Genomic DNA, 25618 nt, shown 5'->3' on the forward strand with positions numbered 1-25618 from the left:
CATTTTCGGGATTTCGGTGTTTTCGGGGCTTTCGCATTATTATAAAGAGATCAGAAATTGTAATGCTGTATGGATGTATATTTGTTTAATTGGGAACGAATGAGGATTGTTCTGCTTTAGTGAAAATGAACATCCAGTTGGTGAGTTGCTGGTGCTGAAGAGTAGATATTCTTTGGAGTGATCGAAGCAATTACAAAAAAGCGTAGTTATTGCTAAGCTTACTTTGATTATTTGGTGTGTAACAAATACTTGTAACAGTGACTGTAATGAGCATTGTTACAGCTACAAGCCGCATTCCTTAAGGGATTTGTACTGTAACAGAGGCATTGACTGTAACAGATAATACGGATTTTCTCTGTCTTTCAAACTACCTTTTGTTACAAGTAAGCAATAAAAAATCATCATCCCAGTAAATTGCTTTTTGCTGTGGGTTACTTCATACCAGATGTGGTCTGATGAATTATGCATTTTAAGAAAAACTCGACATTCGATTAAAATAGCTTGAATTTGAGAGCAAAAATTATAGGGGTGACTCAATGATGAACAAGGAACAAATCCGCAAGAAACTTAACGCGCAAACGCCAGAAATGAAAAAAAAGCTACTTGAAATGATCGTACAAGAACTTCTCCTTCGCCAAACTAAGCGAGCAAAAACAGCTATTTCACGTTAAACAGCAAAAACTTGTTACGCAGCGCTACTGACCACATTTATTTGCCAATCATGAGAGGATGAAATGGCGCACAATTCAATCTCTTATTGCATGGGCATACCACCGTCAAGGCATTACCGCCTATTCGCGCTGGATGAGTCATAATCCGACAGGCCAAGGAAGAAATCCTGATGAAGTGGCGGCGCATGTTATCGACACTATTAACGTTCTACCCCCTCACCAAGCAGCCCTTATTCGTGCAGCCTTTACAGGGAGGCCGATACACATTGATAAGCTAGCTGAAACAATCCCAGAGCTAATGCCTTGCAAGCATGATGGTTGTATTGCGCTGCCATTTGAATATCGACAGAATTGCGTGCTGCAATGGACTGGTGCAATTCAACAAATCAACTTTAGAGCCGCAGGCAAAACCTATTGGCCGAATCATAGTCACATGAAAGCTGCGCGATTGTACTGGCGATTACGTGATAATTTGCTAGACCCTTGGTTGAGCGAAGCATTGGCAACACTAGCGGTAAATCATCAATCCTTGATCGAAATGCAGCCAGCCCAGCCCAGCAAGCCAAAATATAAAAGTGCCTCAAATCAATTATCGAGAGCGCAAATAAAGCTAATCTCAGTTCTGGCAGCTAAAGAAATCAGCAATGAAGTAATTGCTAAAATAATTGCTTTAATTCCAGATTTGGTGAGTAACGAAAAATCGGGTAAACAGTAAAACGAAGGAATTGCATAATGGTTGGCAGCTCAAAATTAGATGAGTTATTAACGCAGCAAGAACTTGAGTCGCTGAATGGCGTATATTTTGCTGAGCTAGATGAACGTCCCTATCTCACATTTGAAGGGGTACGCGAAGCAAGCCGCGAACGAATGAGAAAGCGAAGGCGAGAGGCTATTGAAAAGTATGAAAGTGAAAAGCTACAAGATTTGCCAACAAGCACAGAATAATCGCCCATGGTGGTTTTTTTGTTGGCGCGAGATATTTGCAATTAAGCTAAAATTAACCTCGAATACTGGGTGTCGCGCCGTGGGTTGTACCCAAGCTTGTACCCAGTGATAAATATGCATTTACAGAGCCTAGCTAGAATGCGGGTTTGAGTGTGATACTTAGCAATCAAGTGCAAATATTGAGTAAACTATTGCGACTTGTTTGCTGGTTGTAGAGGATTTAAATATGGTCAAAGGTAATTTGCTGGTGGTGACTGCACCATCAGGCGCAGGAAAAACGACTTTGGTGGCAGCTTTGCTCGCTGCCGATAGTCAAGTTCAACTCTCGATTTCATTTACCACTCGCCCGCCACGTGAAGGCGAAGTGAATGGTAAGGATTACCACTTTGTCGATCGCGCCGAATTTGAGCGAATGATTGCGGCGGGTGAATTGTTGGAATTTGCCGAGGTGTATGGCAATTATTACGGCACTTCACAGTTGTGGATTAATGAAGTCATGGCCAATGGCCGAGATATTTTATTGGAAATCGATTGCCAAGGTGCCGAGCAAGTGCGTCGTTTATTCCCTGAAGCCATTGGCATCTTTATCTTGCCACCTTGCTTAGCCACTTTGGAAAGTCGGTTGCGTGGTCGTGGCAAAGACAGCGATGAAGTGATCGCGCGCCGTTTGGCAGTCGCCAAAGAAGAGATCAATCATGTCGATGAGTTTGATTTTGTGATCGTGAATGAGCATATCGATGATGCAGTTCGTGACATGATTGCAGTCGTGCGCACACAGCGACTGACCTTAGCGCGTCAATCTGAGCGCCATACCGCCTTGATTTCAAGCTTAAAAGGCTAATTTTCGCAGTAAGTGATATAATACGCGGTTTCGCCCATCCACGGGCTAGCCGCACTCGGAGATAAACCCTATGGCACGTGTAACTATTGAAGATTGCCTTGATCGCATTCCTAATCGTTTTGACCTGACTTTGGCGGCTGCATTTCGTGCGCGCCAAATCGAAAACGGTTCAACCCCACAAGTAGAAAACAACGGCCGTGAAAAACCAACCGTGTTGGCATTGCGCGAAATGTCGGCAGGTTTGGTCGGTGTTGATATTCTGACTCGTACTCGTTCTTAATTGTAAACGATGCAGAGTCTCTCTATCACTTCAGCGGATGTACCGGCGTTAATTGATGCGCCGGAAGTGATTGAGGAGGCAAGCCTTTTTTTAAATGAAAAAACGGCTTACCTCAAAAATGAAGACCGAGAGATGTTGTTCTCGGCTTTTTTGTTTGCCGAGGCGGCGCATCGTGGTCAGATGCGTCAGTCTGGTGAACCTTATATTTCGCATCCCTTAGCTGTAGCGGGCATTCTTACGCTATGGAAACTGGACGCACAAGCTTTAGCTGCTGCTTTATTACACGATGTGATGGAAGACAGCGGTGTGACTAAGCTCGAATTGACTGAGCGCTACGGCAAAGCCGTTGCCGAGCTGGTTGATGGCATGAGCAAGATCGACAAGCTGGAGTTTCAAAGTAAAGAAGAAGCTCAAGCTGAGAATTTCCGTAAAATGCTCTTGGCCATGGCGCGTGATTTACGCGTGATGCTGATTAAGCTGGCGGATCGTTTGCATAATATGCGCACGATGGACTCAATGCGGGCGGATAAGCAAAAACGCATTGCCCGCGAAACCATGGAAATTTACGCGCCGATTGCCAATCGCATTGGCCTAAATGGTGTTTATCAAGAGCTCGATGATTTAGCGTTTAAATACATTCATCCGCGGCGATATTATGTTTTATCCAAAGCATTAAAAGCAGCGCGCGGCAATCGCCGAGAAGTGCTGCAAAAAATCCTCGATTCAATTCAAGCCAAATTACAGACTCAGCACATTGAGGCGGTGGTGACTGGTCGAGAAAAAAACTTATTTTCGATTTATCGCAAAATGCAAGAAAAGCATCTGAGCTTTTCTGAAGTCTTGGATATTTATGCGTTTCGGGTCATCGTTAAAGACGTTGCTCATTGCTATCTGACTTTGGGGGCTTTGCACGCGCTGTATAAGCCGATTCCGGGTAAGTTTAAAGATTACATTGCCATTGCTAAAACCAATGGTTATCAAAGTTTGCACACGACCTTATTTGGCCCTTACGGTACGCCGATTGAGGTGCAAATCCGCACCAGTGAAATGCATCGTATTGCCGATGCAGGTGTTGCCAGTCACTGGATGTATAAAAGCGGTGATGAAGGCTTTTCTGAAGTTCAGCAAAAAACCCATCAATGGCTGCAGTCTTTGCTTGAGCTGCAATCTGAAAGTGGCGATGCGGTTGAGTTTCTTGAGCACATCAAAGTCGATTTATTCCCGGATCAAGTGTATGTGTTTACGCCCAAAGGCACGATTTTAAGTCTGCCCAATGGCTCGACCTGCGTTGATTTTGCCTACGCCGTGCATACCGATATTGGCAACCGCTGTATTGCTGCCAAGGTCAATCACGAGCTGGTGCCACTGCGCAATAAACTTAAAAATGGCGATCACGTCGAGATCGTCATGGCCGCGCATGCCAAGCCTAATCCAAGCTGGCTGGCCTTTGTCACCACCGGTAAAGCGCGCTCACAAATTCGGCATTTCTTACGCACCATGCGCTTTGATGAATCGGTGCATTTGGGCGAGCGCTTGCTCAATCAAGCTTTTTCCGCCTTGCATCAGCCTTTGCAAGTCAGTGATGAAGTGTGGGAAAAATATTTGCGCGAAAGTGGCGAAAAATCGCGTGATTCGGTACTCGCCGATGTCGGCTTAGGGCAAAAACTAGGCGTGGTAGTGGCTAAGCGCTTATTGCAACTAGCCGGCACTTGGTCGGAAGACGGACGCCAAGGTAAAAAACCGATGTCGGTGTCGATTCGTGGTACCGAAGGCATGGCGATTCAATTTGCGCGCTGTTGCAATCCAATTCCTGGCGATCCGATTTTAGGTTTTGTAAAAAAAGACCAAGGCTTGGTCGTGCATACGCATGATTGCCCACAAGTATCTAAAGGTCGCATCGACGCTGAAAAATTGATCGATGTCGATTGGGATCCTGAAGTTGCTCGAATGTTTGATGTGCCGGTGAAAGTATTAGCAGAGAATGAGCGCGGTACTTTGGCGGCATTAGCGGCTGCCATTGCCGATGCCGATGCAGATATTTCGGCGGTAACGATGGGCGATATGGTCGATTCACATGAGCGTTATTTGAGCGTGCAATTTACGCTGCAAGTGAGTAATCGCTTACATTTAGCGCGGGTGTTAAAGAGTTTACGCAGTTTGCCGACGGTGTATCGTTTGCAGCGGGTGCGCGCGCTGTAGCAAAAACAGCGCAAGCTAAATCAAGCATTCCCCTCGATCGAGGCGAATGCTTTTTTTTATTTTAGTAAGCGTAAATTGAATGGCAGGCGATAAGGCTGCGCTTTGCTGGCGTTAACGACCCCTAAAATGCAAAAAATCAAATGGCAAATTGCGACCACCGGCAAGATTAAAAAACCGATCAAAACAAACATCAGTACCCAGCCTACGGCGTAGCCTAGCATGGTGGTGATCGACCAATTAAGTGCTTCTTTGGCTTGATCAGTTACTGCGGCATCGTCTTGCTTGACTAAATAAATAATCAAAGACGGGATAAAACCAAAAAATAAAGTGCCAAGCCAGATCAGCAAAATAATATTTTGGCTTTCGCGACTCGGTGTTGGGTTGATTTCGATTTCATTCATAACAACTCCTTGTTCGTGCTTTGGGCGACGCATTCAATTGACAAGCATACTACAAACTTACTAATCCTTGGTGCGTTAGTCAAAATTCACCATCCAGAGTCGTTCTACGGCCAAGCGCGCGCAAATTTTACCCAGATCGACAGCCGCAATGGGGGTTAGAGCTGCGCGGCGTCAAAAAAACACCCAGTTAGCATGATAAACTGACGATCTCTTTGCCTCGGGGGCTGATTTCATGATTCAAATTTCAATCAATGGAGAAGCGAAAACTTTTCCTGCTGCGCTCAATGTCACTGAGTTAGTGGTGGCTTTAGATTTGCTCGGTAAGCGGATTGCGATTGAGCGCAATGGTGAAATCATTGCAAAAAGTCAATATGCAGCGACCATGCTAGCCGATGGGGATGTGCTGGAAATGGTGGTTGCTGTGGGTGGTGGTTGAGGTATAAGCCTGTAGATGTTACTCAGTATTGGTTTCAGGAATATACCTTTAAAGATATCCATTCCGCCTATAGGCCGCTTTGGTGTTGAGCGCAAAATAATTCATTGCTACGCAGGGAGTTTACTATGTCAGATGTGTTTCAAATTGCCGGTAAAACGTATCAGTCACGCTTGATTGTTGGCACAGGTAAATATAAAGATTTCCAAGAAACGCGTGCCGCCGTGGATGAGTCGGGCGCTGAGATTGTCACTGTGGCGATTCGCCGCGTCAATATTGGCCAAGATGCCAGTCAGCCGTCGTTATTAGAGGCTTTGCCGCCATCGCAATACACTTACTTACCTAATACTGCCGGTTGCTACAATAGTGAAGACGCAGTGCGTACTTTGCGTTTGGCGCGTGAATTGCTCGATGGCCACAAATTAGTCAAGCTAGAAGTCTTGGGTGACCCCAATACCTTGTATCCCAATGTGCGTGAAACGTTAAAAGCGGCCGAAATCCTCGTTGCGGATGGCTTTGATGTGATGGTGTATACGTCGGATGATCCGATTATTGCCAAAGAACTCGAGCAAATCGGTTGCTGCGCGATCATGCCTTTAGCGTCTTTGATTGGCTCGGGCATGGGGATTATTAATCCTTGGAATCTACGCCTGATTATTGATTCGGCCAAAGTGCCGGTGTTGATCGACGCCGGTGTTGGTACTGCATCGGACGCGGCGATTGCGATGGAGCTCGGTTGCGATGGTATTTTGATGAATACCGCGATTGCCGGCGCGCGCGACCCAATTCGGATGGCCAGAGCGATGAAATTGGCGGTCCAAGCTGGTCGCGATGCCTTTTTGGCGGGCCGTGTTCCGCGCAAACTGTATAGCGCTGATCCATCAAGCCCAGTGACCGGGATGATTGCTGCGGCGAAATAAAAATTAGAGAACAAGCTGTTCTGAAATTTTGAGTAATCAGGGTATTGCCTTGCTGCTATCGCTAAACGTATGCTGCAAGCCAATACCCTTTTTTATTTGAGATGCATATGAGCTTAATTCGCTACGCTAATTTAGATGATCTGGATGCTCTGGCTGCCGTTTTTGACGCTTACCGAGTGTTTTATCAAATGCCCAGTGATTTGGCTCTTGCGCGGCAATTTTTAGGTGAGCGCTTGGCTTTGGGTGAGTCGGTGATTTTACTCGCCGAAGGTGATTCTGGTGCGGTGCAGGGTTTTATCCAACTGTACCCCTTATTTAGTTCATCGCTATGCCAGCGCATTTTATTACTCAATGATTTATACGTGATTGAATCGGCGCGCGGGCAGGGCGTTGCGCGTCAGTTAATGCAAAAAGCCGCAGCACATGCCAAAGCCGTTGGTGCAGCACGACTTGAACTCTCTACTGCGCACAGCAATACCCGGGCGCAAGCTTTGTATGAATCGTTGGCGTATCAACTCGATCGCGAGTTTCGTTATTATTCCTTGGCCGTTTGAGCCTTGGAACGTGGGTAAAGCTTGGTGAAATCGGCCAGTCGTTTTACCATACGCGTATTCAATAAAAATGCCGCTGCTAAACCGATGCCGCGGCATTTTTTATCCAGTAAAGCATAAGGAAATACCATGGAAAACGAACAAAATCCCATCGTTGACAGCGAAGACAATGCATTAAAACAACGCCGTATTCGTAGCTTTGTTTTACGCCAAGGCCATTTGTCGAGCGGTCAAGCGCGGGCTTTAGAAGAATTTGGTCCGCAGTTTTGCATTGATTACAGCCCGAATGCGCTGGATTTAGAGCAAGCATTTGGTCGCAATGCGCCGCGCGTTTTAGAAATCGGTTTTGGCATGGGCACGGCCACAGCAGAGATTGCGGCGCAGCGGCCAGAGACCGACTTTTTAGGCGTTGAAGTGCATACGCCAGGCGTGGGTAGCTTATTAAAATTGATTGGTGAGCAGTCATTAAGCAATTTGCGCATCGTGCAACATGATGCGGTTGAAGTGTTAGAAAACATGCTGCCGGTAGATAGTTTGGCTGGCGCGCATATTTTCTTTCCAGATCCATGGCATAAATCGCGCCACAATAAGCGCCGCTTAATTAAGCCTGAATTTGTTGCGCAATTGGTATCGCGGATTCAATCGGGTGGTTATTTACATTTGGCAACCGATTGGGAAGATTATGCGATGCAAATGTTGGCGGTGTTAAGCGCTGAGCCAACGCTAGAAAATACTGCGACCAGTCCAACAGGCTTTGCTGAGCGTCCAGAATACCGTCCGCTGACTAAGTTTGAAAACCGCGGCATTAAATTAGGCCATGGTGTTTGGGATTTAGTGTTTAAGAAAAAATAAGCTTGAGGCTATTACGCTTTAGAAAAGTCATTTTCCGCCGATATAAAAGAACTAGCGCCTGTCGCTAGGCTTGCTAGAGTTAATCTTATTGTATGGGCGGGAGCGTAATATGCACCAACTAAAACTTATTCTTGTCTTGCTGATGACCGTGTTAGGTTTAACAGCTTGCGCTAGCTCGGGAAAAATAGCCGGTGATGCCATGCCGCCCGCGGTTTTACCCACCAAAGTAACTGCTGTGGGTCATGGCGCAATGCCACTTGGTGAAGGTTTAAGCCAAGCCCAGCGACACTTATTGGCGATGCGAGCCGCCAAGCTCGATGCGTATCGATCTTTGGCGGAAACCGTTGCTGGCATTAAAATCGTCGGTAGTAGTACTGTTTCTGCAATGGCGCTGACTAGCGATAGTTATAAAGCCTATGTTGAGGCTTATTTACGTGGCGCTAAAATCGTCAGTATTACGCCATTACCCGATGGCGCTTTTGAAACCATTTTAGAATTGACGCTCGGTGGTGATTTTTACCGTGCAGCGCCGCCAGTGAAAGAGGCGGTTGCCGCACCGCCAGCAGCGCATACATCCGCTGCGCCAACGCCAATGCCGGTGGTGCCGCAGCCATTAGCAGCGCAAATTTCACCTACTCAAAATTACTACCTCTCCTTGTGAAAAAATTTATTGTTTTTTGCCTGTTATGCCAAATGGCATGGGCCGCTGAATTTGAAGGAATTGCGCCAGTCGGTTTAGATGGGCTGGCGGCGGCGCGAACATTGGCGGTGCAAGACGCGCTAGAAAATGCCGCGCTGTTTAATGGCGCGCAAGTGACGAGTTTAAGCGTCAAAAAACAAGGGCAATGGGGCGAATCGACCCAAGTGAGCGGTACGCCGCAAGGTGATTATCAGCTGCTGCGAGAGTGGCAAAGCAATGGCTTTATCCACGTTGTCGTCAATATTGCGCCACCGGCTGCGCCGGTGAGCAAAGCCAGTGCGCCCACTCAGCGTCCACGTCCAGCCAACACCGCACGTTGTGATTTGGATGATTTACGCCGCAAGGTGTTGATTTCGTATTTTTGGATTGAGCATCCGGCACAAACGCAAGATTTAGATCGGTTTCCCGAAGGGATTCAAATCGAGCTGGTTCGCCAGTTGTACGACAGCCAACAGTTTTTACCGCAGCGCGCACCGGGCGTCGCAGTGTTTGATGTATTGCCGCAATTTGTCGATCCTTTATTGCAACCGGAACGTGTACGCGCCTTGGCGCAGCAATATTCAGTGCAATTTATCGTTGGCGGCATTGTGCGTGATACCTCAACGCTCGGCGAGCGCTACACCCTTGCTTACGGCTCTGATCTGCGTCCTTATGAAAAAAAATCAGTGGCGAGTTTACCGATTCTTAATTTTGCCCAAGTTGGCGTCAAAGCGGTTCCTGCCGCACGCCGCTTTGATTTAGATTTATTTGTCTTTGATGGTGTATCGGGGGCATTGGTGAATCGGCACCGAATTGCAGGCAAAGCCAATGGCGAAGTGGTGCAAGATTTGGGCAGTGCTTTGGGTACCGCAGGCTTTGCTGCGACTGATTATGGCCGCTTAGTGACGGATAAACTCAAAGAAGCCAGCACCTTAGTGGCACAAGATTTAAGCTGTATTCCGTTTTCGGCCAAAATTACTCGGGTTGAAAAAAACTCGGTGTATGTCGATGCAGGCTATACATCTAATCTACGGCCTGGCGATACCCTGCAGGTATATCGCATTTCGCCGACGGTAATGCCGGTTGATTCGGCCAATTTCGCGCCGACAATGCGTTTAGGTATGCCAGAACAAAAAGGCGGCACATTCACGGTGCAACAAGTGCAGCCCTTATTTGCAATGGGAAGGATCGACGGCTTGAAAGTGGAGCCGGGTGATTATGTTCGTTTTGTTGGATCGGAGCGAAATAATGATTAAGAAAACACTGCTAATATTTTTGATGCCCACCGTGCTGTGGGCCAATGAGCCAGCGCATAAAGCTGAAACCAAACCGATTAAGGCCGCTGAATCGCATGCGCCGGCGGGCGCAGAAAAACCGGCGGAAAAATCGCGTCATGCCGCACCTCAGCAAATGAGTACGCCGATTAAAATCGCCCAGCCCGAAGGCGGGCACTCAGCCGAGCCTGCTGCCGCCGCTGCTGAAGTGATTCCAGTCAAACCGCCACCGGTGGTGCGTTATGTTGCGCCGCAGTATGGCTCGGCATCGGTGCATCGCCCCGTGGTTCGCTCCAAAGCGCCGGGGGTGCATGGTGTGGCAAAGTCCAAAACCCAAGCCAAATCGAGCGCTCATGCTAAATCGTATAGGGCAACACCGGGTTTTGTGCGGGTGTTACCGGCGTCGCAAATCCCAAGTTATGCCATTTTGCCGCCAGCTAAAGGCATGAATTCTGCGACAAAAAATCGACCAGCTTGGGGACAAGAAGTGGAGGCGACTAAAGCGCCAGAGCCCGAAATGCCGGTGGCTGGGCGCAGATTAGCGTCGCCGCAATTTTATACTGAGAAAAACTCCGAACTGCGCTGGCAATACTATAGTTACCCTTAATTTTAGCCATAATGGATTACAAAAAAAAACAGCGTTTTGACGCTGTTTTTTTTGTTGTTGTATTTTTAGCTTGATTAATTCAGATTGAATTTCGATTGATGCAGTCGCTGTTGCGGTGTATTAAACTCGACGATGAATTCGTCGCAGCGCCGGTATTTAATTGAGGGTATTCAATGTTACGCAATCGACTGCAGCATTTTAAACTATTTACAAAAATTAGCTCACTGGTTGCACCAATTGATCAGCGTATTGATTTTGATTGGCAAGCATTATCTTTATTAGAATCACATTTTGCGAGTGATCAAGATGAATATCTAACCCAATTTAGAATTAAATATGCATTAGATGAATTAATTGAGTCAGCGTCAACCGATACCGCGCGTTTGCAGCGAGTGATGCATTGGGTACATCATCTTTGGCAGCACAATGGCCAAAACACCCCCAGCCAAAATGATGCGATGACCATTGTTGAAGAGGCGGCGCAAGGGCAGCAATTTCGCTGCGTTGAATATGCCATCGTTTTGGCAACGGCCTTGGCAGCCTTGGGTTTCCCGGCAAGAACACTGAGTTTGATGACGCAGGATGTTGAGCATAAACGCTCATGTGGCGGTCATGTGGTCACGGAAGTGTATTTACATGATTTGGCCAAATGGGTGATGGCTGACGCGCAATGGAATATTATGCCAATGCTCAATCAGCAAGCGGCGAATGCGCTGGAACTCACTCAATCGATTTATCAAGGCGATGATCGTTTGAGTTTGCAGTCAACGACTGCAATTAAACCTAAATACTATTTAAAATGGATTAAGCCGTATTTGTATTACTTTACTACGCGTTTAGAGCATCGCTATGATTTTAATGCGGACGCAACGCAAATTCGCTTAATGCCAATTGGCGCTCAATCGCCTAAAGTATTTCAAAGAAAATATCCAATTTCTGCGGCAAAGATGACGCATATTTTGGCTGATTTTTATCCAGATAAAGATAGAATTAAAATAATTTAGGTTTTTAGTCGGAAAGATCAAAATTGAATTGTTTTTACGCTATTTATAACAAGGCATAAATCGAAAGATTTATGCCTTGTTGTTTATCTTTATTTACATTTGCTTTCGCGTAATACTGAGCCACTAAATTGCGCGCTGAGTTTAGCCAATTTATCGCTTTGCTGCGAGTTGAGGTTTTTAAAACTAAAGCTCGCTTGTTTTAAGGTATCGTCTTTTTCTCGCACGACTGCTGATTTGACGCCAAGCGCTTTGAGCTCAGCCAAATGGCGCTCGCCCGCTTCACGATTGCTAAATACGCCAAGTGAAATTGAATTTTGCCAACGGCCACCATTGTTGACGACAAAATAATCAGTGATGCCCATTTCGGCCAATTGCGCGGCTTTTTGTTTGGCGATTTCTAATGTGGCCAGCGGTGGCATATACACCCACACCTTGCTGGATTCACCACTGGCGGTTTCGCTGGCGATTAAGCTTAAGTTTTGAATTTTAGTGCGCGCATTGTCGATTTGATCGCCAGTAATGCCAGCCCAGCGCCAGCAACGACCAATTTCGGCAAGCGGCGTTGCCGTTGGTTTGCTGGTCGGGGTTGGCTTCGCCGTCGCCGTTGCAGTTGCAGTTGCAGTTGCAGTTGCAGTCGCCAGCGGTGCGCTCGCTATTACAGGTTCACTGGCCACGTTGACTGCCGTGGCTTGGCCTAATTGTCCAGTGACGACTTTCACCGCACTGGCGTTTTTTTCGCGCTGACTGAGTTCAATAGAAGACGCTGGCGTTTCGAGTTGAGAAAAACCATAGACCGCTAAATTGGCAATAACGAGTGTAATAAACAGCCATTTCATGGGTTTAATGTTCCTGCGTCTGCAGTGAGTAAAGCGGCTAAACCGTCGAGTACCAGATTATCCACCGCAATCGCCTTGGCGTTAAGTAAAGGTTGTAAATAGGCGGCATCGCCACCGAATACCAGCACTTGCTCGATGGGATGACCATGGGCAATGGCGGCGCTCAGTGCTTGCTCGATTGAGCCGATGATGGCCCGCACACAGCCGGTTTCGATGGCGTCGAGTGTTGATTGAGGAAACGCTTGCAGCGTGCCGCTGGCGTGCGGCAAGCGGGCTGTGGCTTGATGCAGCGCCGATTTCATCAGCCCAAGGCCCGGGGCGATGCTGCCGCCTAAATAATCGCCATTGGCCAGTAGGGTATCGATGACAATGGCGGTGCCCGCCGAAACAACCAAGAGGTTTTGCTGTGGAAAGTGCTGGCGAGCGCCTAAAATTGCCGCCCAGCGATCAGGGCCTTGCTCGTGAAGCTGTGGATAGTGATTTACAATCCCTAGCGCATGGCGAGTGACTTGCAGCCATTGCGGCCGCACTTGCCAGTGCTGGCTAAAGAGTTGATCGATTTGCTGTTGTAAATCAGCAGCACCCACCGCGCAACCTAAAATTTGCGCGCCAGCGGGTAAATTGGCGCATTGTTGCCACAGCTCGCTGCTGGTATGGGCAACGCCGCTGCAGCCCGATGGGCTATGTCGCCATTTGATGCGGCTATTGCCTAAATCAAGTAATAAATAAGCGGCTTGGCGCATCATATCGCCCGCCTTAAGCTCACATCGCCGGTATGAATCAAGCATTCACCATCGGGGGTATTAAGCCGCAGAGAACCATCAACGCTTAGTCCAGCAAAATACCCCGTTTTTATTTGCCCATTAGGGGCAATGGCATTGAGTAATTCAGTGGGCCAAGCATGCAGTGCTTCCCATTGCGGACGTATCGACGAAAAACCGCTTTGGGCAAATTGGCTGAGTGTGGTTTCTAATTGATTCATTAATCTAGCCAGTAATTCATTACGCCCGCAATTTAAGCCTGCCGGCACTAAGCTAGCGGCCACTTGATCGAGTTGGTTTTGCGCTTGAGCGGGAAGGGCAATATTGAGCCCGATCCCGATCACCACGTGCGAAGGGCCAAGGGCATCGCCTTGCATTTCAATTAAAATCCCGCCCACTTTGGCCCACTGTTGGCCGTCCAGTTGCAGTAATAAGTCATTCGGCCATTTCAGCCCGATTGCCGCCACGCCCGCTTGGCGCAGCACGCTGGCCACCGCAACGCCAACGGCCAGCGGTAAGCCCGCCAATTGCGCTGAGCCGCCATCAAAGCGCCACGCTAAAGAAAATAACAAACTGCCACCGAGCACCCCCATCCACGGACGACCTAAACGCCCTCGGCCACCGTCTTGCCATTCGGTAACGAGTAATTTGCCATGCTGTGGATCAAGCAATAATTGTCGATTGGTTGAGCCTAGCGTATTGCTCACAACAATATTGGCGATACTACTGGGCTGTAAATACCCTTGGATTAGGGCTTGCTCTAGCCAATCAATCGGCTGCTCAAGGCGGTAGCCAACCCCGTGGCGACGCACGAGGTGAACGCCGTAGGCTTCGGCTTTAGCGAGCCCCAGTGAGACACTCGCGCGGGAAATGGCGAGGCGTTGGGCAATCTCGGCACCCGAGGTGAAGTCGTGCGCATTAAGCTCGCGCAGAAGGCTGATGGTATCGTGCATGGGGCGATTTTACTGCAGATTAGCGTTAGCGTGCGCGCAGATCAGCGCGGTAGGCGCGCAAGTTGCGCGATGGAGTGCAACATTACGGCGATGGTGTTGGATTTGCCAGCATCGGCAAACCCAACGTGAGTCAAGCTTAGTTGCTTGGTGCCGCAATCTTCGCCGGTTCACTACCACCCATGGTTTCAATGGTGTGGTTTTGATTGGTATAGATACAGATATTACCGGCAATCTCGAGCGCTTTTTTCACCACCACTTCCGGTGATAAATCGGTGTTTTGTAATAATGCAGTCGCCGCAGCTTGCGCAAATGCGCCGCCTGAGCCTATGGCAGCAATGCCTTCTTCGGGCTCAAGCACATCGCCATTACCGGTAATGACCAAGGTTGCCGTTGGGTCAGCCACAATCAGCATGGCTTCGAGCCGACGCAGCATGCGGTCGGTACGCCAGTCTTTGGCCAATTCAACCGCAGCACGAGTTAAATGGCCTTGGTGTTTTTCTAATTTGGCTTCAAAGCGTTCAAACAAAGTAAAGGCATCGGCCGTACCACCAGCAAAACCGACAATCACTTGGTCGTGATACAGCTTGCGCACCTTTCTGGCCGTGCCCTTGATGACGACATTGCCCAAAGTGACTTGCCCATCGCCGCCAACCGCCACGTGTTTGCCACGACGTACTGAGACGATTGTTGTGCCGTCAAATTGTTCCATGCTGAACTCCTGTTTTTAAATAAATTTGGGTTCTAGATGGCATCAGTTGCTTGAAAAGCAAGCCAGCTTGGGATTATTTGCGTCTTTCCATTTGCAACATGTCAGCAATGCCCATCACCCGCAGTAAACCCAGTACCAATTCATTAATATTGATAATGCGAATTTGCTTTCCTTGCTGTAGCCATGTCATGGCCAAATTGAGGATTTGTCCGGCAGATTCAAAATCAATCCGATCAATCCGCGAAAAATCCAGCGTCGTTACTTCTTGATCACTGACTAGATCGGCCATTTTTTGGATCAACTGCGGTTGTTCGGCGGTAATAATGCCGATGAGTTGGGCTTCTTGATCGGCTTCATTGGCCAGTTCAGCGCGCGCTTTGGCTTCATCTAAGGCAATTTGTTGGCTATCTTTCGGCGCTTGAGCAATATCCCAAGAAGGCGGAGACACCTCATAAGTAATTGCATAATCAACCGCTAAATTTTCAAACGCTTCTTGCTGGCCTAAAATCTGATGTATTTCGATCAACAGCAGCCAAAATGGGGCTTCGGCAGGAATACGTCGACCTACTTCAATTTTATTACTAATCAGCGTGATTAAATTTTGTGCACCAATTAACTGCAATTGACCTTGCTCTTTATTGCGCCGTGGTAAAACCGCCACTAATTCAGCCGCACCCAATGCGTCGATTTTTTGCACCTTACTAAAATCGACTCGAATATTTGGGTTTTTTTTACGTAATGCCAAAAATTGTTTGGCTTCTTTCTCTATCGTCTCGATGCCTAATTTGGCAGGGAAAGCATAATAGGCCGAAGTACTTGCTGGCTGAGCTTGATGCTGACTATGCTGACGCCAAATTGGCGGGGTTTTTTCAAAAGTCATCACAAATTCAAGTGCTAGAGCGTCAAAGGCTTCGCGATTGTCTTGTTGTTGGTACAACTCAAATAGCATTAACCAAGGCTCAAGCCGGCGTTGGCCGATAAATTCAGGCCGATCTGCCTCTAAAATACTGATTGCTGCTGAAAGTTGACTGTTAGCGTGTAGCATGGCAGCCTGTTCTTCGGCTGCCGATAAACTATCGTGATTTGTTTGAACTTCTATTTTTAATAGCGATAAATCGTATTGCTGAGACTCATTTTGTTGCGGTTCAGTAGGCTCTGTAGCGAGGGGAATGATGGTTTCCGGACCAAATGGGCGAGATTGTGTTGCAATGCCTTCTCGGCTTGCCGCTACCGTGATGGGGGCAGTCTGCGTTAAAACTTCATTACCGTATTGATCTTTTTTACGAAAAAACGAAAACACTGCTGATATCCTGTTGGTGAAATCACTCAAAGCGCTTAGATTTTACTGCTAATATTGATTAAGTATAGGTGAACGAATGATGCGCAGCCTAGGGTCTTATTTACAAGCAAAATATTCGCTAATTCTTTGTGACTATCTCATTTAAATCTATATATGCTTAAATCATTTTTTCAGCGCCAGCGCTGGTTTCGTGTTGCAATTTATGTGCTGACCAGTATTTTATTGCTGAGCGCATTGGTGCATTGGGCATTGCCTCCACTGCTGCGACCGTGGCTAGAAAACCACGCCAGCCAAATATTACACCGGCAAGTTAAAATTGGTGAATTGGCGATTAATCCTTATTCACTGCAATTTGATTTAAGTGATGTCGCCGTGCGTGATCAATACGGCCCATTTGTGAGCTTTAAATCCTTGCAAGTGAATGCCGAATGGCGCTCAATCTGGCGAATGGCACCCGTGGTGCGCAGTATTACTTTGGATACGCCTAAGGTAACACTGATTCGTCTGGCTGCTGATCGTTATAATTTTTCTGATTTAATCCCCAAAAAATCCCAAACGACTAAAGCCGATGAACCGCTGCCGCGATTCTCGCTGAATAATATTCGTATTATTGGTGGCGATATTCATTTAGATGATCGTGTGGTTGGCGCCAACCAAACACTCGATCAGCTCAATTTTTCATTACCATTTTTATCGACCTTACCACAAAGAATTAACGAATATATTCAGCCGCAACTTTCTGCTCGATTTAATGGTCGACCCTTTGAATTAAAAGGAGAAAGTAAGCCGTTTGAAGACAGTTTAGATACCTTACTAAAATTTAAAATCAATCAGCAAGACCTCACGCCATTTTTGGCTTACGCGCCATTTCCTCAAGGGATTGCAGTGCCATCGGCGGTATTAAGTGCCGATGTCGAGATGGTATTTCGCCAGCAAAAAGATCGCGCCGATTTATTATTTAATGGTCATTTACAACTTAATCAAACCGCGATCACCCAAAATTCCCAGTCTTTTATTGGGCTCGACCAGCTCAAAGTCGAACTGAAAAATGTTAAACCCTTGCTCGCCGAATATCGTTTTGGTTTGATTGATGTCCGTGGTTTGGATGTGCAATTGTCGCGCAATCAGGCTGCTGTTTTTAATTGGCAAAATTTAGTTCCTCAAACGAGCGCCAATGCAAAAGCAACGGCACAGCCAGCTGAAAAAAAATCAACTTTATTGGCGTTTAATGAGTTGAAAGTGACAGATAGTCAGCTCCATTGGCTTGATCAAGCGGTCAACCCCAAAGTAGAGACGGCATTGCAAGCGATTGATTTAAATATTAAAAATTATTCAAATCAAAACCAGGCCCCATTCCCTGTGCAATTGAGCGCGAAAACGCAGCAAGCGGCGAGTTTAGCTGCAGAATTGCAAGTGACTGCCTCGCCGCTTAAATTATCCGGAAAAATAAACGCTTCACAGATTCATATTGCTGATTATGCCGGCTATTACCAAGCCCAATTGCCAAGCCAATTAGCGGCTACGGTTGGCTTTGCCACCGAGCTCGAACTACAAGCAGAACCGATGCAATATGCATTAAAAAATCTGCAGCTGGATATTGATCGCTTGACTTTAACCGGCGCGAAAGCCAAAAAACCCGCTTTAGCCATTGCGCAATTGCAGTTGACTGAAGCGAGTATCGATTCCGCCAGTAAAGCCATTAAAGTGGGCAATCTACTCAGCAAAAATGGCTCTTTAAACGTATTGCAGCAAAAAGATGGTGAACTTAACCTTTTGCAATTGCTGCCAGAGTCCAAAGGTAAAAAACCAGCAGCATCCAAATCAAACCTTGAATGGTCTGTTTTATTGCAATCGGCTCAATGGCAGGGTTGGCAAGTTGAATATATTGACCAGCGCATTGCCAATAGCAAACCGCTGATTTGGAAAAATATCGCGTTGAATTTAAACAATGTAGATAGCCGCCCCAATTCACGCGCCACCATGAGTTTGCAGGGCCAAGGTGGGCGTAGCGCCAAAATCAAAGTGGCAGGTTCATGGGTGCCACAACCTTTTTCTGCGAATTTAGATTTAGATTTAGCCAATTTTGATGCAGCTTATGGCCAGCCGTATTTTAATCAATACGTTAATATTTCTTTAGCGCGCGGTTTTTTAAATGCTAAAGGCAATTTGCGTTTGGCTTTAGAGCCAAAGCTATCGGCGTCTTATACCGGTAATTTAAGTGCAAATAATGTCTACGCCTTGGATAAAATCACTGGCAATGACTTTTTAAAATGGAAAAGCTTTTATATTGGCGGCATCAAAGCGCAATTGGCCCCGATCAATATTGATATCAACGAAATCGCTTTGAGTGATTTTTATTCCCGCTTGATTTTATCTGCCGATGGTCGCTTAAATTTACAAGACGTGATGGTGAAAGATGCTGGCCAAGTCTCTGTGACCACCGAGCGCACCGCTGAGCGCAGCTCCGCGACCGCCAGTGCACCCATCGAGGCCGAAAAAACCTTAGCCCAAAGTAGCGGCTTGGATGTGCCGATTAAGATTAATAAAGTCACGCTTAAAAACGGACAAATTCAATATACCGATTTATTTATTAAACCGAATTTTTCTGCCAATTTAACCGAAATGGGCGGCGTTATTGGTGGTTTATCGAGTAATGAAAACGATAGAGCCACATTAAATTTACGCGGTAGTATGGATTATGTCGCACCGGTTGAGATACAAGGTAGTTTAAATCCGCTGTCTAAAAACTTATTTATTGATTTAAAAGGTGGCGTTAAAGGTTATGAATTAACCAATGCATCGGCTTTTGCCATTAAATACGCCGGCTATGGCATCGAAAAAGGCAAGATGTCGATGGATGTATCGTATTTGATTGAAAACCAAAAATTAACCGCTAGTAATAAAATATTTTTAGATCAATTGACGCTAGGACCCGCCGTTGAAAGCGCGACGGCGACTAAATTGCCGGTTAAATTCGTTTTGTCTTTGCTGACCAATCGTAAAGGGCAAATTAATTTGAACCTGCCGATTCAAGGTTCACTCAATGATCCGCAGTTTAGTTTGGGTGGCATTATCTGGGAGGCGCTGGTAAATGTGCTGGAAAAAGTAGTGACCTCGCCTTTTGATGCGCTATCTGATGCATTTAGTGATGGTCCGCGTTTATCGCATATTGATTTTGCTTCGGGCAGCGCGCAATTAAATGATCAGGCGCAGGTGGTGATTCGTAATTTGTCACAAGCCTTAATCGATAGGCCGAATTTGAATTTAGACATTGTGGGTTGGGCGAGCCTAGAGAGTGATACTGCCGGTTTGCGGATGCAAGATTTAAATAAAAAAATGCTGAAGATCAAAGCCGCTCAATTGGGTGAAAAATCCGAATCGATCGATTCAGATACCGATTTAGTGATTAGCTCCACTGAGCGCGATGCGTTGTTAACGCAAGTGTATAAAAATGAAAAATTCGATAAACCGACCAATGTGCTTGGTTTAAATAAATCACTGCCTGCCGCTGAAATGGAAAAACTCATTTTGGCCCATACGCTGATTAGCAATGAGCAATTGCAAGCTTTAGCCATGCGCCGTGCGCAGCAGGTTAAAACGGCATTACAAGCGGCAGGGGTGGATAATGCGCGATTGTTTATTGCTCAGGCTAAAATCAATGTCACGCAAAGCGATTTGGCGGCCGATCAGGGCTCATTATCTCGAGTGCAATTTAAACTTAAATAAATATTAATTACTGGTGTTGAAGCGGATTTGCCAGCAACTCAGCTGCTGGCAAATCCGCTTTTTGCTTGATGAATCAATGGATTTCTTACGTTAATCTTGTTGGCCAAGGCGTTGTCGTTGTATGAAAGAGCCAATCCAAGGACGCGTGAGCTTGGTGCCGATTTTGTGTCGTCGATTGCGCTTTTATATCCGTTTTGCTTGATGGCAGGGCTCTATTTAAGTTTGGGATTTAAGCTGTGTTAAGTTCATATTTTCAATTTCAGTCTATTGATCCAGAGGCTGATTTTTCCAGCACTATTGATCAATTGAATGCGCTGCAATTGGCGCGTTTATCGCAAATTCAAAATCAGGCTCGCCGTGGTCAGTTTTTGGCCGCACGGGCTTTGGCCCAGCAATTATTGCAAAAAAATCACCGCCAATTGGCGCTAAGCCAAGACGATAAAGGCCGCCCTGTGGCGGTAGATTGGCCATTTTCGGGCGGATTGTCTTGGAGTCATGGGCAAAATTTTTGCGCGGCGGCCTTAGGGCAGGGGCGGGTTGGCGTTGATTTAGAAACGATACGCGCCCGTCGGCAATGCTTGGCGATTGCCGAGCAATATTTTGACCCACGCGAGACCGCGTGGCTGGGCGCGTTGAAGGGTGCGGCGCAGTTGCGCGCTTTTTATACCCTTTGGGTGGCCAAAGAAGCCTTGCTCAAAGCCTTGGGGCTGGGCCTTGTTGGCGGTTTAGCGCGCTTTGTCTTGTTGCTCGAGCAAGGCCAATGGACTTGCCATAGCCCGGATGCGCATCCGTGGTTGTTGCAGGTTTGGGAGGTGAAACCCAATGTTTTATTGGCCTTAGCCAGCGATACGCCGCAAGTTTGGCAGCAGTTAAATCCAACGGATGACTGGCAGTTATTGCTTGAGATTGCTTGAGATTGCTTAGGGGCTGTTGACGTTGGGTTTGATAACCGAGTTTGTTACCCGAGTCTGCCAATTGCGTTTGCCTTAGGCATAGCGAGTTGGTGCAAAATCTGACTCGATTGATCCACTCAAACTGATCGACTGTCGCTAGTACGCTGACCAATTTCACCACCAGCAAACTAGGGCTAATGCTCGGTTGGAACGACTGGGGAATAAGCCGCTGTAGGCTCAGGGTAGAAGGTTTTTGTAGGTTGGTGCTGAGCTTGCGCAGCCCAACAATCGCGGTAAATGTTGGCCGTCAGCCATAACTGCAACACCCCAACATACGAGATGCGCAGGCGCAGCGCCATACAAATTCAATTTACCGTGTTTATTTACAAGTAGGCATTTCAGCAGCAAGCTCATTCAGGTTTTTTTGAACCGCTAGACTATATGCCGTAAGACCACTCTTAGTTTGTATGCATGGGGATGCCCCGTGCCGTAATAAGATGGAAGATGCTGCTGTATTTTGATTTTTTACAGTAAAAAACAAAGGATAATAGCCATACTCTGAATCTGCAAAATTAGGGTTTGCTCCATTATTCAAAAGCAATGAAACCATATTTGTATCTTGTTGGTATGCCGCGATATATAGTGGTGTCTCATTATGCGAATTTGTTGCGTCAACCACAGCCCCTAATTTCAGCAATAGTTTTAATGTTTCAAAGTCATGTTGTTCTACTGCTGCGTGCAAAAATGTACGCTTATCCCCGCCCAATTTAGCATTCATATCAATATCACCACTAAGAAGCATCTTTTTTGCTGCGATTTTATTTTTTGATTGAATTGCGATTAATAACTCATATTCTTTGCTTGGTTTAATTGCAAGCCAAGCACCGAATACAATTGTCAACGTCACCGCAAAAAAAGCCCACCATTTCATTTTTGATTGCATTTATCGCAAGACTCCTTCTGAGCGTTTTTATATGGATCGCCACCTTTTATTGCAACCGCTGAATAATATGCAGCATTGTAGCTCCGATTAGCGCAGCGTAATCGGAGGAATGGCATGCGTACGATTACGCTACGCTAATCGTACCTACCCATTATCATTGTGCATTTGCTTTGGTTCGGCTGCCGCCTCTCAACCCACTGAATCAATTCGTGAGTTGTGATGTTTATTTACGGCTAATTAGGCGCAATCCGCTGCGCTCATTGTCGCTCGACTGCAGATTTAACTCGGTGTACTTCCGCAGCTTGTCGCACCTTAAAGCAGACTCACGCCGGGCAAGGTTTGCACACTCACGCTGCGCATAATCTCAACAAAATCAGCTAAATACACGCTATGACTGCGCTCGATGGGCATGGCGGCGTAGAGTTCTGACGTCAAGCCTTGCTGGGTAATCGGTTTGGCGACGACATAACCGCGCTCTAAATAATGCTGCACGCTCCAGCGTGGTAAGGCTGCAATCCCTCGGCGGCTAGCGACTAATTGCAGCATTGCCACGGTGAGCTCAGTTGGGCGGCGTTTGGGGTTGATGCCGGCTGGTTTGAGTACCTTGCGCAATAAATCGAGCATTTCATCAGGTACGGGATAAGTAATCAGCGTTTCATTGGCAAAATCTTCGGCGTCTAAATACGGCTTATTCGCCAGCGCATGATCGCTCGCTAGTAGCGCAACCATATCGTAGCTAAAGAGCGGTAAATGGCTTAAACCGGCGTGGGGCTCAACTTCAGACACAATCGCCAAATCGGCGCGATCTTCAAATAACAGCTGCACCGGATCGGCATGAAAGCCCGATACGATATCGAGCTCGACCTCGGGCCAATGTTGGCGAAATTGATCCATCGCTGGCATTAACCAATCAAAACACGTGTGGCATTCGACCGCGATGCGTAATTGCCCGGCTTGGCCTTCGCGTAAACGCGCAATGTCGCGCTCGGTGCTGGCAATCGTTGGCAATACCGTTTGCGCTAATAAAGCCAGCTTTTCACCGGCGGCGGTGAGTTTGAGTGGCGTTGATTTACGCGCAAACAGCGGCAGGCCGTAATGGTCTTCGAGCAAACGCACTTGGTGCGATAAAGCCGATTGGGTTAAATGCAGCCGCTCAGCAGCGCGCGTTAAGCTGCCGCTGTCTTGAATTGCAAGAATGGTTTTTAGGTGACGCAATTCGAGGAGTGACTGCATTAGTAATTCTCATGGCTGGTGTGAAAATAATGAACTGTAATCATAATCAACAGCGCCGTATGATGCAAATACTATTCATAGAAAGAGGTGTTTGTGATGACTACGACTCATACTGCTAAGGCGCATATTTTAGGTTTTCCCCGCATTGGCGCGCAGCGCGAATTGAAATTTGCCTTAGAAAAATTTTGGCGTGACGAAATCTCTGAGGCCGAATTAGTCAACGTCGGCCAGACCTTGCGCCGTCGCCACTGGGCTTGGCAAAGCGAAGCCGATCTCGATTGGGTCAGCGTGGGCGATTTTGCTTGGTACGATCAGATTTTAAATACCGCCGCTTTATTGGGCTGCTTGCCAGAGCGCTTTGGTTTTGATCCTAAACGCCTGAGTTTAAGCCAGTATTTTGCCTTGGCTCGCGGCAATGCCGAGCAACCAGCGCTGGAAATGACCAAATATTTTGATACCAATTACCATTATTTGGTGCCTGAGCTGTCAAGCGAGAGCACGTTTGATGGCGGTGTTGAATGGTTTTTTCATGAAATTGAAGACGCGCAAACCCAAGGCCACGCAGTGAAAGCGGTGTTGCCCGGCCCATTGACTTTTTTGTGGTTAGCCAAAGCTAAAGACGGGTATAACAAGCTAGACCTTTTGCCTAAAGTGCTAGCGCGCTATACCGCCATTATTGAAAAGCTATCGGCCAAAGGCGTGCGCTTATTACAACTCGATGAGCCGATTTTAGCTTTAGAGCTGCCGCAGCAATGGCTGGCGGCATTTGCGCCAACGTATCAAGCGCTGGCTGGCAAAGGCACGCAAATTTTATTGGCGACGTATTTCGATTCGGTTGAGTCGCACGCACAATTATTGGCGGATTTGCCGGTGGCTGGGGTGCATTTGGATTTGGTGCGCGCACCGGCGCAATTGGCGGCGTTTACGGCGATTTGGCCAAAAAATAAAGTGCTCTCTTTGGGCGTGATTGATGGCCGCAATATTTGGGCTAGCGATTTAAATAAGGTATTGGCCGCTATTGCTGAGCCAGCAAAGGCGCTAGGTGGATACCTTTGGTTGGCGCCATCATGCTCCTTGCTGCATTGCCCAGTCGATTTAGAACAAGAAACCCAGCTCGACACTGAATTAAAGTCTTGGTTGGCGTTTGCTAAGCAAAAGTTGGCTGAACTGAGCGTGCTTAAAAAAGCCATTACTGGCAGCGATGTTGGCGATATTTTGGCGCTCAATGCGTATTCACAAGCCGCGCGCCGCGCCTCGACGCGAATTCATAATCCAGCCGTTGCTGGGCGTTTGGCCAATTTACCGCCGCAATTTGATCAACGCCACGCGCCATTTGCTGAGCGCCAAACCGCGCAGCAACAGCGTTTTCATTTACCACCGCTACCCACGACCACTATTGGTTCTTTCCCACAAACTAGCCAGATTCGTGCTGCCCGCGCTGCGTTTAAACAAGGTAAGTTAAGCGCAGCCGATTATGAATTGGCGATGCAGGCCGAAATTGCTTTGGCAGTGCAAAAGCAAGACGCGCTGGGCATTGATGTTTTGGTGCATGGCGAGGCCGAGCGCAATGATATGGTCGAATATTTTGGTGAACAATTGGCCGGTTTTGCCTTTACGCAATTGGCGTGGGTGCAAAGCTACGGTAGCCGCTGCGTGAAGCCGCCGATTTTGTTTGGCGACGTGAGCCGCCCGCAAGCAATGACCGTGGCTTGGTCGACTTACGCGCAAAGCCTGACTACGAAACCGATTAAGGGTATGTTGACCGGGCCGGTGACGATTTTGCAATGGTCGTTTGTGCGCGATGATCAGCCGCGTGCCTTAACTTGCCAACAAATTGCCTTGGCGATTCGCGATGAGGTGCAAGACCTTGAAGCGGCTGGCATTGGGATGATCCAAATTGACGAGCCAGCGTTTCGCGAAGGCTTGCCGCTAAAAAAATCCCAATGGGCGAATTATTTGGCTTGGGCTGGACAGGCGTTTCGCGTTTCGGCGTCGGGCGTTGGCAATGCCACGCAAATTCACACTCATATGTGCTATTCGGAATTTAACGATATTTTGCCCGAGATTGCCGCGATGGATGCCGATGTGATTACCATCGAAACCAGCCGCTCCGATATGAAGCTACTCGAGGCGTTTGGCAGCTTTCAGTATCCGAATGAAATTGGCCCGGGCGTTTACGATATTCACAGCCCACGCGTGGCGTCCGTTAATGAAATGCTGCGTTTAATCGCCAAAGCGCTAGAAGTGGTGCCGGCGGAGCGTTTATGGATTAACCCCGATTGCGGTCTAAAAACGCGCGGCTGGCCAGAGACTGAGGCGGCATTACAGCATATGCTGCTGGCGACGCAGCAAGCGCGAGCGGCGATTGCTGCGGGTAAAACCTTGGTGTTTGATTCGTCACCAATCAGTACCAGCGCGCAGGGCGCTTGCGCTTGTCATGGCGCGGCAGAGATTGATCCAGTCTCATTGGCCTGATGCTGAGGTTGCGAGCAAAAAATCTATCGTTTGGGCGGTCTTAGAAAATCTTTTTGACGCAGAGACGCAGAGACGCAGAGGCGCAGAGAAAGGCTAATTCAGAATTTAAATCGGCCGAAAATACGGCGATTA

25 protein-coding genes are annotated in these 25618 nt (G+C 47.4%); 17 read left to right on the plus strand and 8 right to left on the minus strand.

Features of this window, described 5'->3' with window-relative positions:
* Nucleotides 1-536 precede the first annotated feature (536 nt).
* The 6 genes from K4H25_RS16930 (at nt 537) to K4H25_RS04835 (ending at nt 4936) form a co-directional block, all read left to right on the plus strand.
* Nucleotides 537-671, plus strand: coding sequence for a hypothetical protein (locus K4H25_RS16930; RefSeq protein WP_255588046.1), 135 nt, complete (start codon nt 537-539; stop codon nt 669-671).
* A gap of 58 nt (nt 672-729) precedes the next feature.
* On the plus strand, nt 730-1386 hold the full coding sequence (locus K4H25_RS04815) for a hypothetical protein (protein WP_221022249.1): 657 nt from the start codon (nt 730-732) through the stop codon (nt 1384-1386).
* A gap of 17 nt (nt 1387-1403) precedes the next feature.
* On the plus strand, nt 1404-1616 hold the full coding sequence (locus tag K4H25_RS04820) for a hypothetical protein (RefSeq protein WP_221022250.1): 213 nt from the start codon (nt 1404-1406) through the stop codon (nt 1614-1616).
* Between the two features lie 226 nt (nt 1617-1842).
* The gene (gene gmk, locus K4H25_RS04825) at nt 1843-2457 is read left to right on the plus strand and encodes a guanylate kinase (RefSeq protein ID WP_221022251.1); all 615 of its coding nucleotides are present in this window, start codon (nt 1843-1845) and stop codon (nt 2455-2457) included.
* Nucleotides 2458-2527: 70 nt separating this feature from the next.
* Nucleotides 2528-2737 (plus strand): DNA-directed RNA polymerase subunit omega, encoded by a 210-nt coding sequence (gene rpoZ / locus K4H25_RS04830; RefSeq protein ID WP_173533297.1) that lies wholly within the window; start codon nt 2528-2530, stop codon nt 2735-2737.
* A gap of 9 nt (nt 2738-2746) precedes the next feature.
* Nucleotides 2747-4936: a RelA/SpoT family protein gene (locus K4H25_RS04835; protein WP_221022252.1), complete on the plus strand. Its 2190-nt coding sequence runs from the start codon at nt 2747-2749 to the stop codon at nt 4934-4936.
* A 56-nt stretch (nt 4937-4992) separates the two neighbouring features.
* Here the strand turns inward: K4H25_RS04835 and K4H25_RS04840 are convergent, their stop codons facing one another.
* Nucleotides 4993-5337, minus strand: coding sequence for a DUF4870 domain-containing protein (locus K4H25_RS04840; protein WP_221022253.1), 345 nt, complete (start codon nt 5335-5337; stop codon nt 4993-4995).
* 232 nt (nt 5338-5569) lie between these two features.
* Here K4H25_RS04840 and thiS point away from each other — a divergent pair, with 232 nt between their 5' ends.
* The 8 genes from thiS (at nt 5570) to K4H25_RS04880 (ending at nt 11657) form a co-directional block, all read left to right on the plus strand.
* A complete protein-coding gene (gene thiS / locus K4H25_RS04845; protein WP_173533300.1) occupies nt 5570-5773 on the plus strand; it encodes a sulfur carrier protein ThiS in 204 nt (67 codons plus the stop codon).
* Nucleotides 5774-5898: 125 nt separating this feature from the next.
* Nucleotides 5899-6690 carry a thiazole synthase gene (locus K4H25_RS04850; RefSeq protein ID WP_173533301.1) on the plus strand — a complete coding sequence of 264 codons (792 nt, stop codon included), beginning with the start codon at nt 5899-5901 and terminating at the stop codon, nt 6688-6690.
* A gap of 107 nt (nt 6691-6797) precedes the next feature.
* Nucleotides 6798-7244 carry a GNAT family N-acetyltransferase gene (locus tag K4H25_RS04855; RefSeq protein WP_255588047.1) on the plus strand — a complete coding sequence of 149 codons (447 nt, stop codon included), beginning with the start codon at nt 6798-6800 and terminating at the stop codon, nt 7242-7244.
* 126 nt (nt 7245-7370) lie between these two features.
* Complete coding sequence (gene trmB / locus K4H25_RS04860) at nt 7371-8093, plus strand: tRNA (guanosine(46)-N7)-methyltransferase TrmB (protein WP_221022255.1); 723 nt, start codon at nt 7371-7373, stop codon at nt 8091-8093.
* Between the two features lie 109 nt (nt 8094-8202).
* A complete protein-coding gene (locus K4H25_RS04865) occupies nt 8203-8754 on the plus strand; it encodes an LPP20 family lipoprotein (RefSeq protein ID WP_221022256.1) in 552 nt (183 codons plus the stop codon).
* A gap of 32 nt (nt 8755-8786) precedes the next feature.
* Nucleotides 8787-10028 (plus strand): flagellar assembly protein T N-terminal domain-containing protein, encoded by a 1242-nt coding sequence (locus tag K4H25_RS04870; protein WP_221022257.1) that lies wholly within the window; start codon nt 8787-8789, stop codon nt 10026-10028.
* Nucleotides 10021-10653: a hypothetical protein gene (locus K4H25_RS04875; RefSeq protein ID WP_221022258.1), complete on the plus strand. Its 633-nt coding sequence runs from the start codon at nt 10021-10023 to the stop codon at nt 10651-10653. The genes K4H25_RS04870 and K4H25_RS04875 overlap by 8 nt, the downstream gene beginning before the upstream one ends.
* A 173-nt stretch (nt 10654-10826) precedes the next feature.
* The gene (locus tag K4H25_RS04880) at nt 10827-11657 is read left to right on the plus strand and encodes a transglutaminase-like domain-containing protein (RefSeq protein ID WP_221022259.1); all 831 of its coding nucleotides are present in this window, start codon (nt 10827-10829) and stop codon (nt 11655-11657) included.
* Between the two features lie 89 nt (nt 11658-11746).
* Here the strand turns inward: K4H25_RS04880 and K4H25_RS04885 are convergent, their stop codons facing one another.
* From K4H25_RS04885 to K4H25_RS04905, 5 genes are all read right to left on the minus strand, one after another.
* Entirely contained in the window at nt 11747-12493 is a 747-nt protein-coding gene (locus tag K4H25_RS04885; RefSeq protein ID WP_221022260.1) for an SPOR domain-containing protein, read from the minus strand.
* The gene (locus K4H25_RS04890; RefSeq protein WP_221022261.1) at nt 12490-13239 is read right to left on the minus strand and encodes a type III pantothenate kinase; all 750 of its coding nucleotides are present in this window, start codon (nt 13237-13239) and stop codon (nt 12490-12492) included. The genes K4H25_RS04885 and K4H25_RS04890 overlap by 4 nt, the downstream gene beginning before the upstream one ends.
* Nucleotides 13236-14207, minus strand: coding sequence for a biotin--[acetyl-CoA-carboxylase] ligase (locus K4H25_RS04895; RefSeq protein WP_221022262.1), 972 nt, complete (start codon nt 14205-14207; stop codon nt 13236-13238). The genes K4H25_RS04890 and K4H25_RS04895 overlap by 4 nt, the downstream gene beginning before the upstream one ends.
* Nucleotides 14208-14343: 136 nt before the next feature.
* Nucleotides 14344-14916: an ATP-dependent protease subunit HslV gene (hslV, locus tag K4H25_RS04900; RefSeq protein ID WP_221022263.1), complete on the minus strand. Its 573-nt coding sequence runs from the start codon at nt 14914-14916 to the stop codon at nt 14344-14346.
* A gap of 73 nt (nt 14917-14989) precedes the next feature.
* Nucleotides 14990-16216: an STAS domain-containing protein gene (locus K4H25_RS04905; protein ID WP_221022264.1), complete on the minus strand. Its 1227-nt coding sequence runs from the start codon at nt 16214-16216 to the stop codon at nt 14990-14992.
* A 153-nt stretch (nt 16217-16369) separates the two neighbouring features.
* Between K4H25_RS04905 and K4H25_RS04910 the strand changes: the two genes are divergently transcribed.
* Nucleotides 16370-19942, plus strand: coding sequence for a DUF748 domain-containing protein (locus K4H25_RS04910; RefSeq protein WP_221022265.1), 3573 nt, complete (start codon nt 16370-16372; stop codon nt 19940-19942).
* Between the two features lie 236 nt (nt 19943-20178).
* Nucleotides 20179-20856 carry a 4'-phosphopantetheinyl transferase family protein gene (locus K4H25_RS04915; protein WP_221022266.1) on the plus strand — a complete coding sequence of 226 codons (678 nt, stop codon included), beginning with the start codon at nt 20179-20181 and terminating at the stop codon, nt 20854-20856.
* Between the two features lie 358 nt (nt 20857-21214).
* On the opposite strand, the gene K4H25_RS04920 is transcribed toward K4H25_RS04915, so the two are convergent.
* Together K4H25_RS04920 and K4H25_RS04925 are read right to left on the minus strand one after the other, a co-directional pair.
* Nucleotides 21215-21778: an ankyrin repeat domain-containing protein gene (locus tag K4H25_RS04920; RefSeq protein ID WP_221022267.1), complete on the minus strand. Its 564-nt coding sequence runs from the start codon at nt 21776-21778 to the stop codon at nt 21215-21217.
* A 312-nt stretch (nt 21779-22090) separates the two neighbouring features.
* A complete protein-coding gene (locus K4H25_RS04925; RefSeq protein ID WP_221022268.1) occupies nt 22091-23011 on the minus strand; it encodes a LysR family transcriptional regulator in 921 nt (306 codons plus the stop codon).
* Between the two features lie 96 nt (nt 23012-23107).
* Between K4H25_RS04925 and metE the strand changes: the two genes are divergently transcribed.
* Nucleotides 23108-25486: a 5-methyltetrahydropteroyltriglutamate--homocysteine S-methyltransferase gene (gene metE, locus K4H25_RS04930; RefSeq protein ID WP_221022269.1), complete on the plus strand. Its 2379-nt coding sequence runs from the start codon at nt 23108-23110 to the stop codon at nt 25484-25486.
* Nucleotides 25487-25618: the final 132 nt, after the last annotated feature.

Origin of the sequence: Deefgea piscis, assembly GCF_019665785.1 — a bacterium.
Taxonomy (GTDB): Bacteria; Pseudomonadota; Gammaproteobacteria; order Burkholderiales; family Chitinibacteraceae; genus Deefgea.

What these genes read in the sequence shown, in the direction of transcription:
- K4H25_RS16930 (WP_255588046.1), top strand. Translation starts at nt 537, where the DNA reads ATGATGAACAAGGAACAAATCCGCAAGAAACTTAACGCGCAAACGCCA.
- K4H25_RS04815 (WP_221022249.1), top strand. Translation starts at nt 730, where the DNA reads ATGAAATGGCGCACAATTCAATCTCTTATTGCATGGGCATACCACCGT.
- K4H25_RS04820 (WP_221022250.1), top strand. Translation starts at nt 1,404, where the DNA reads ATGGTTGGCAGCTCAAAATTAGATGAGTTATTAACGCAGCAAGAACTT.
- gmk (WP_221022251.1), top strand. Translation starts at nt 1,843, where the DNA reads ATGGTCAAAGGTAATTTGCTGGTGGTGACTGCACCATCAGGCGCAGGA.
- rpoZ (WP_173533297.1), top strand. Translation starts at nt 2,528, where the DNA reads ATGGCACGTGTAACTATTGAAGATTGCCTTGATCGCATTCCTAATCGT.
- K4H25_RS04835 (WP_221022252.1), top strand. Translation starts at nt 2,747, where the DNA reads ATGCAGAGTCTCTCTATCACTTCAGCGGATGTACCGGCGTTAATTGAT.
- K4H25_RS04840 (WP_221022253.1), bottom strand. Translation starts at nt 5,337, where the DNA reads ATGAATGAAATCGAAATCAACCCAACACCGAGTCGCGAAAGCCAAAAT.
- thiS (WP_173533300.1), top strand. Translation starts at nt 5,570, where the DNA reads ATGATTCAAATTTCAATCAATGGAGAAGCGAAAACTTTTCCTGCTGCG.
- K4H25_RS04850 (WP_173533301.1), top strand. Translation starts at nt 5,899, where the DNA reads ATGTCAGATGTGTTTCAAATTGCCGGTAAAACGTATCAGTCACGCTTG.
- K4H25_RS04855 (WP_255588047.1), top strand. Translation starts at nt 6,798, where the DNA reads ATGAGCTTAATTCGCTACGCTAATTTAGATGATCTGGATGCTCTGGCT.
- trmB (WP_221022255.1), top strand. Translation starts at nt 7,371, where the DNA reads ATGGAAAACGAACAAAATCCCATCGTTGACAGCGAAGACAATGCATTA.
- K4H25_RS04865 (WP_221022256.1), top strand. Translation starts at nt 8,203, where the DNA reads ATGCACCAACTAAAACTTATTCTTGTCTTGCTGATGACCGTGTTAGGT.
- K4H25_RS04870 (WP_221022257.1), top strand. Translation starts at nt 8,787, where the DNA reads ATGGCATGGGCCGCTGAATTTGAAGGAATTGCGCCAGTCGGTTTAGAT.
- K4H25_RS04875 (WP_221022258.1), top strand. Translation starts at nt 10,021, where the DNA reads ATGATTAAGAAAACACTGCTAATATTTTTGATGCCCACCGTGCTGTGG.
- K4H25_RS04880 (WP_221022259.1), top strand. Translation starts at nt 10,827, where the DNA reads ATGTTACGCAATCGACTGCAGCATTTTAAACTATTTACAAAAATTAGC.
- K4H25_RS04885 (WP_221022260.1), bottom strand. Translation starts at nt 12,493, where the DNA reads ATGAAATGGCTGTTTATTACACTCGTTATTGCCAATTTAGCGGTCTAT.
- K4H25_RS04890 (WP_221022261.1), bottom strand. Translation starts at nt 13,239, where the DNA reads ATGATGCGCCAAGCCGCTTATTTATTACTTGATTTAGGCAATAGCCGC.
- K4H25_RS04895 (WP_221022262.1), bottom strand. Translation starts at nt 14,207, where the DNA reads ATGCACGATACCATCAGCCTTCTGCGCGAGCTTAATGCGCACGACTTC.
- hslV (WP_221022263.1), bottom strand. Translation starts at nt 14,916, where the DNA reads ATGGAACAATTTGACGGCACAACAATCGTCTCAGTACGTCGTGGCAAA.
- K4H25_RS04910 (WP_221022265.1), top strand. Translation starts at nt 16,370, where the DNA reads ATGCTTAAATCATTTTTTCAGCGCCAGCGCTGGTTTCGTGTTGCAATT.
- K4H25_RS04920 (WP_221022267.1), bottom strand. Translation starts at nt 21,778, where the DNA reads ATGCAATCAAAAATGAAATGGTGGGCTTTTTTTGCGGTGACGTTGACA.
- K4H25_RS04925 (WP_221022268.1), bottom strand. Translation starts at nt 23,011, where the DNA reads ATGCAGTCACTCCTCGAATTGCGTCACCTAAAAACCATTCTTGCAATT.
- metE (WP_221022269.1), top strand. Translation starts at nt 23,108, where the DNA reads ATGACTACGACTCATACTGCTAAGGCGCATATTTTAGGTTTTCCCCGC.